The 6,238-nt window shown below is 64.7% G+C and carries 5 protein-coding genes; 2 read left to right on the forward strand and 3 right to left on the reverse strand.

The annotated features are described in order from the left end of the window. The 3 genes from HP499_RS19355 to HP499_RS19365 form a co-directional block, all read right to left on the reverse strand. A partial coding sequence (locus HP499_RS19355) for an MFS transporter (RefSeq protein ID WP_172325784.1) occupies positions 1–1,262 on the reverse strand: 1,262 nt, incomplete at its 3' end. Positions 1,263–1,313: 51 nt separating this feature from the next. Continuing rightward, positions 1,314–2,264, reverse strand: a complete 951-nt coding sequence (gene murQ, locus HP499_RS19360) for an N-acetylmuramic acid 6-phosphate etherase (protein WP_172325785.1) — start codon at positions 2,262–2,264, stop codon at positions 1,314–1,316. Further along, on the reverse strand, positions 2,239–3,183 hold the full coding sequence (locus HP499_RS19365) for an N-acetylglucosamine kinase (protein WP_172325786.1): 945 nt from the start codon (positions 3,181–3,183) through the stop codon (positions 2,239–2,241). The genes murQ and HP499_RS19365 overlap by 26 nt, the downstream gene beginning before the upstream one ends. A gap of 625 nt (positions 3,184–3,808) precedes the next feature. On the opposite strand from HP499_RS19365, the gene HP499_RS25275 reads away from it, so the two are divergent. After that, positions 3,809–4,348 carry an endonuclease domain-containing protein gene (locus tag HP499_RS25275; protein ID WP_253951700.1) on the forward strand — a complete coding sequence of 180 codons (540 nt, stop codon included), beginning with the start codon at positions 3,809–3,811 and terminating at the stop codon, positions 4,346–4,348. 209 nt (positions 4,349–4,557) lie between these two features. Further along, positions 4,558–6,228: a bifunctional phosphoribosylaminoimidazolecarboxamide formyltransferase/IMP cyclohydrolase gene (gene purH, locus HP499_RS19375; RefSeq protein WP_172325788.1), complete on the forward strand. Its 1,671-nt coding sequence runs from the start codon at positions 4,558–4,560 to the stop codon at positions 6,226–6,228. The last annotated feature ends 10 nt before the right edge of the window (positions 6,229–6,238 follow it).

Genomic DNA, 6,238 nt, shown 5'->3' on the forward strand with positions numbered 1-6,238 from the left:
TGCGCCAACCCAAACTCGGGCCAGAAGAACGAGGCAAACACCAAGGGGCCAAAGCCTGCCCCGATGCGGGAGAACGTCGAAGCCCAGCCGAAGCCCGAGCCGCGAAGCTCCGTGGGGTACAGCTCGGACACGTACGCATACAGGACCGGGATGGCCACCTGGACCACGAACCCGAAGGCAAGCAGCCAGAACACAGCAGCCGAGGGCACATCCACCACGAACGCCACAATCACCAGCGTCAACGCGGACAACGGGCCGGTAATGGCGAGGATCCATTTGCGGCCCACGCGCTCCACCAGCAGCGCGGCAACCACTACGCCCAGAAGTCCGACGGCGGCCATGCTCGCCGTCGTGACGAACGCCTTGTACTCCTCGAACCCGGCGCCGATGAGAATGCGCGGCATCCACGTCAGCGACAAGTAATAGACCAACAGGATGCTGAAGAACAGGGCCCAGGCTGCGGTGGTGATCTTCCAGTTGAACTGCCAGATCCCTCGCAGCTGCGCCCACGCGCTGCCGGGGGAGAGGCGCGGCGCGGCCTGCGGTTCGGGCAGGCTGTAGGCCCGCGGCGTGGCGCCAGTGGCCTCCACCAAACCATCAATGACCGCCGCAGCCTCGGCACGGCGGCCCGCACGAATAAGGAACAGCGGCGACTCGGGAACCGAACGGCGCACCCAGAAAACGAGCAGAGCCGGCAGCACCATGATCAGCATCGTGAGCCGCCAATCACCGAAGGCAGCAACCAGGCCGGCGGAGACGAAACCACAGAGCGCAGCACCGATCGGCCACCACCCATCCATGGCCGTGAGCACCTTGCCACGTTGCTTCCGCGGAGTGAACTCGCCCACCAGCGCGTAATCCACGGGGATGCAGCCGCCCAAGCCGAAGCCGGCCATGAAACGGAAGATGCAGAACCACACAATGTCCGGGGCGAACGCGCCCAGGACTGTGAAGATGCTGAAAATCAGGAGGGTGGCAGTGAACGCCTTTTTGCGGCCGATGGTGTCCGCAATCGTGCCCCAAGCGAACGCGCCCACGGCCATGCCAATAAGGTTGGCCGTGCCGATCCACGCCGCATCAGCAGCTTGCAGCGACCAGTGCTTGGACAGCAGCGGAATCAGGATGCCGTTGAGCGTGACATCCCAGGCATCGAACATGAATCCGAGCCCGCCGATCACGAAAATCCGTCCCTGGACCTTCCACCGCCACGGCAGTTCCTGCACAACTTGCTCGCCGCTGGGCACGGCTGTGTATGTATTCATTGGGCCTCCTGCATGCAACTTTATGCGCTGTGCACGGAGCGGAAGTCCGCGTTACTTCTGGTTCTCGATGGCCCGCCGCAGGAAACCACCGGCCTCTTCCAAAGCACCCTTGGCCTGACCAGCCTCGATACCTGTCAGGAGCACCAAAATGGCCGCCTTTACCGAACCACCCACGGAGTCCAACGCCGCGGCAGCTTCCTCGGCGGAGACCCCGGTGGCGTGTTGGACCGTGCGTTGCGAACGGGCCTGCAGCTTCTCATTCGTGGCGCGCAGGTCCACCATGAGGTTCCCGTACGTCTTGCCGAGCTTCACCATCACCAACGTGCTGATCATGTTGAGGACAAGTTTCTGGGCCGTCCCCGAGTTCAGCCGCGTGGAGCCCGCAATGAACTCCGGACCCACTACAACCTCAATTGCGGCGTCCGCGACGTGACTTACGGCCGAGCCTTTGTTGCACGCCAGCGATGCCGTGAACGCCCCCCTCTTCCGGGCCTCCTCCAGCGCGCCGATCACGTACGGCGTCCTGCCGGAGGCGGTAATACCCACGACGGCGTCCGCTTCAGTGACGTTGATATCGTGCAGGTCCCGGGCACCGGCAGTTGCGTTGTCCTCGGCGTACTCCACGGGGTGCTGGATAGCTTTGGTACCGCCCGCGATGAGTCCGACGACGAGTCCCGGCGGGGTGCCGAACGTTGGCGGGCACTCGCTCGCATCCAGCACACCGAGACGCCCGGCCGTACCGGCTCCCACATACAAAAGGCGGCCACCGCGCTGGAGCCGCTCCGCAACGGCGTCGACCGTTTGAACAATTGCGGGACTCGCAGCCTCAACAGCAGCGTGTACTCCTGCACTGTGGGCAAGCATCGCGGCGACGAGTTCTTCAGTGCCAAGGATGTCCAGGTTGTCCAGGCCCTCGGCCGTGGCCTCGGTGGCCAGGCCGGCGAGTTCCGTGCGCAGGCCCGCAAGTTTGTCGGCGCTAGTCGGGCCAGTTTGTTCCGTCACGGTGGATGTACCTTTCCTGGATGAGCCCGCGGCGCGTCGCAGCGAGGGCAGCACCGTCCAAGCCATCGCCGAGCGGTGCAACCACCTCAATCCCAGCCGAAGCGAGGGACTTGCGCAAGAGCGACGCGAAGAAGTCCGATCCCACCACTCCTCCCAGGAGCGCCACACGCGACGAACCCGAGTCACTGCCGCTGGCAAGCTTCACGGTGTTGGTCAGGATGCGGCATGCCTCGCCGATGATGTCATTCGCGACGCCGTCACCCGCCTCCGCAGCGTGCAGCACCAGCGGCGCGAACCGGGCCATCGCACGGTAGGGGTTCTCGCTGGCGGCAAGCCAGCCCGGGAGCATTTCGGGCGACTCCACCAGGGCGCCGGCTGCGGCGGACAATGACGTGGCCGGGCCGCCGTCGTGCGCTTCAAGAACAGCCTGCAGACCCTGCTGGCCGATCCAACGCCCGCTGCCGCGATCGCCAAGATAGGGGCCCCAGCCGTCGGCACGGTGCAGGACTCCGGCTTCATCGAAACGGAAGGCCACGGCGCCGGTGCCCACAATGAGCGTGGTTCCCGGGGCGCCCTGGAGAGCGCCGAGCTGGGCTGATGTGGCGTCGGAAAGGACGGCGGCGGGGACACTGAATCTCCGGGCCAACATGGTGGCGAGTTCCTGCGACTTCTCCGCGGACGCCTCAACGCCGGCCACGGCGGCGCCAACGCTGGTAATGCTGCCAACGGGAAGCCCCGAGGGGAGCAGGCTGACCGTTTCGAGAAGGAGTTCGAACGCGAGGGTGGGCCCGTTGTCTACGTGCACCCCGGGGAAGCCGTGCTGATCGGCCGCGCCCAGCAACTCCGAACCGCTGCGCAACTCAACGCGGCAGCGGCTCTTCCCAACATCGGCAACAAGAACAACCTCGGTGGCTTCCATGGATCAACCCTATGTTGTGGGGCCTGTTCTGCGTGCCTTGCGCCGGGGATGGAACGCAGAGTGGGCCTCGCAACGGGTGGGCCCCGCGTTGTGGGGCCTGTTCTGCGGGCCTCGCGCCGGGGATGGAACGCAGAGTGGGCCTCGCAACGCCTGTGGAGGAATAGCCAGAAGCGTCCTGACTGCGATTTCTGTGGATAACCGGATGCGAGCCATCATTTCCCGCAAGCATGGTCCCATGCGGAAACCCACTCCTTTGCCAACGGACGTCGATCCTCAAGGCTTCCTCGTCGCCGATGCCTACGCTGCCGGTGTACCGCGATGGCGACTTCAGGTAAGTGAATTGGAGACGCCGAGTCGTGGCATTCGTATCGCCAGGGCAAACGAACGCGACCTCGAACTGCTCGGCCGGCTGTACACAGCTGTCACTCCGCGGTGGGCGGTCAGTCATGTCACGGCAGCGTTGCTGTGGTCGATGCCGCTTCCTCTATATCTTGAGGAGGAGGGGGCCAGCGGTCAGATTCATGTTACGCGTCGGCAAGAGATCGGCAGGGTCAAACGTCGCGGGGTAGTCGGGCATCGGGCGCCGCTCTTGGCCCGGGATGTACGTGTGTTAAACGGAGTCCAGTTGACGTCACCCGAATGGACGTGGGTTGATTTGGCCCGGCATATGGGACGGTCTTCGCTTGTTGCAGCCGGGGATTTTCTGCTGGCGCGGGAGAATCCGTTGTCCTCGATCGAGGCGATCCAGGAAGTCATTGACCGGCGACCCAAAGTCAAGGGAATCAGGATGGCCAGGGAGATACTGCCGTTGCTGCGCGTTGGGGTCGACTCGCCCCAGGAATCCCGGCTGCGGTTAAAAATCGTCGACGCCGGCCTCCCGGAGCCTGCTGTCACCCAACCGGTCTTCGATGAACACGGTAGGTACATTTCGACGCCGGACCTCCAGTACAAGGAGTACAAAATTGCCATGGAGTATGAGGGTGACCATCATCGCTCCGACCCCGTGCAGTGGGGCAAAGACATCGAACGTGACGACCGGCTTCGAGCTATGGGCTGGATCGTGCTCAAGTTCTCCGACGTCCAGATGAAAAGTGGATGGGCCAACGCGGAACGTAAGGTGCGCGACGCGTTGGTGTCGCGCGGGTGGCGAGGTCCGGCGTCGTAGTTTGTCTTGGCCTCGCAACGCAAGGGGGGTGAGGTTGTGAGGCCTGGTATGCGGGGTTTGGGCCAAGCCTGGAACGCAGAGTGGGCCCCGCAACGCAGGGGAGGGCAAGGACGCAAAACGGGCCCAACCTCGAAACGCGATAAACTCTCCGTATCCCACCACCCGCGAGACTACCCGCGACTTCTACGCGAACTAAGACGGAGACTTTTGTGAGCTTGACGCAGCTTGACCGTGTTCCCATCCGCCGTGCACTGATCTCGGTTTACGACAAGACGGGACTGGAGGAGCTCGCGAAGGGCCTGCACGCAGCCGGCGTCGCCATTGTTTCCACCGGCTCCACCGCCAAGAAGATCGCCGCCGCAGGCATCCCGGTCAAGGAAGTCGAAGAAGTCACCGGCTCCCCGGAAATGCTGGACGGCCGCGTCAAGACCCTGCACCCGCGCGTGCATGGCGGCATCCTGGCTGATCGTCGCGTCCCGGCTCACATGGACACCCTGGCCGGCATGGAGATCGAGACTTTCGACCTCGTGGTGGTGAACCTGTACCCGTTCGTCGAGACCGTGAAGTCCGGCGCAGCGCAGGACGATGTGGTGGAGCAGATCGACATCGGAGGCCCCGCCATGGTGCGTTCGGCCGCGAAGAACCACGCCGCCGTCGCCATTGTCACTGACCCGAACTTCTACGGCGCAGTGGTTGAAGCCGCAGCACAGGGCGGGTTCGACCTCAACACCCGTCGCCGCCTGGCCGCCAAGGCCTTCGCGCACACGGCCAGCTATGACAACGCTGTTGCCTCCTGGACCGCCAGCCAGTTCCTGGACGAAGACGGCGACGGCATCATCGACTGGCCCGCGTATGCCGGCCTGTCCCTTGAGCGCTCCGAGGTCCTCCGTTATGGCGAAAACCCGCACCAGCAGGCCGCGCTCTACGTGGACAAGGCTGCTCCGGCAGGCATCGCCCAAGCCGACCAGCTGCACGGCAAGGCCATGAGCTACAACAACTTCGTCGACGCCGATGCCGCCCTGCGCGCTGCGTTCGACTTCGCCGAGCCTGCCGTCGCGATCATTAAGCACGCCAACCCGTGCGGTGTGGCTGTTGGTTCCGCGGATGCCGCAGACCCGATCGCCGATGCCCACGCCAAGGCCCACGCTTGCGATCCCGTCTCCGCTTTCGGTGGCGTCATCGCGGCCAACCGCACCGTCACCGCAGGCATGGCCCGCACGGTGGCCGACATCTTCACCGAGGTTGTCATCGCCCCGGACTTCGAGCCCGAAGCCGTGGAGATCCTCTCCAAGAAGAAGAACATCCGCCTCCTTGCCCTGCCCGAAGGTTACGGCCGCTACCCTTCGGAGATGCGCCAGGTTTCCGGTGGCGTCCTGGTCCAGATGTCTGACAAGGTAGACGCCGACGGCGACAACCCCGCCAACTGGACCCTCGCAGCCGGTGAAGCCGCAGACGAAGCAACGCTCGCAGACCTCGCCTTCGCCTGGACTGCTTGCCGCGCCGCCAAGTCCAACGCCATCCTGATCGCCAACCACGGTGCAGCCGTGGGCATCGGCATGGGCCAGGTCAACCGCCTGGACTCCTGCCGCCTGGCCGTCGAGCGCGCCAACACGCTGGGCGTGACGGTGGAGTCCGACGTCGAAGGTGCGGGCGGCGCATCCAACACCAGCGGTGCCAACGCACCTGAGCGCGCCCGCGGTGCCGTTGCATCTTCCGACGCGTTCTTCCCGTTCGCCGATGGGCTGCAGATCCTGATCGACGCCGGTGTCCGCGCGGTCGTCCAGCCCGGCGGTTCCGTCCGTGACGAGGAAGTCATCGCCGCAGCCAACGCTGCCGGCATCACGATGTACTTCACGGGTGCACGCCACTTCTTCCACTAGAAGTTCTTCA

Origin of the sequence: Paenarthrobacter sp. CM16, assembly GCF_013179505.1 — a bacterium.
In the GTDB taxonomy this organism is placed as follows: Bacteria; Actinomycetota; Actinomycetes; order Actinomycetales; family Micrococcaceae; genus Arthrobacter.

Bases quoted from the DNA above. Each gene is read 5' to 3' on its own strand.
- HP499_RS19365 (WP_172325786.1), bottom strand. From the start codon at position 3,183: ATGGAAGCCACCGAGGTTGTTCTTGTTGCCGATGTTGGGAAGAGCCGC.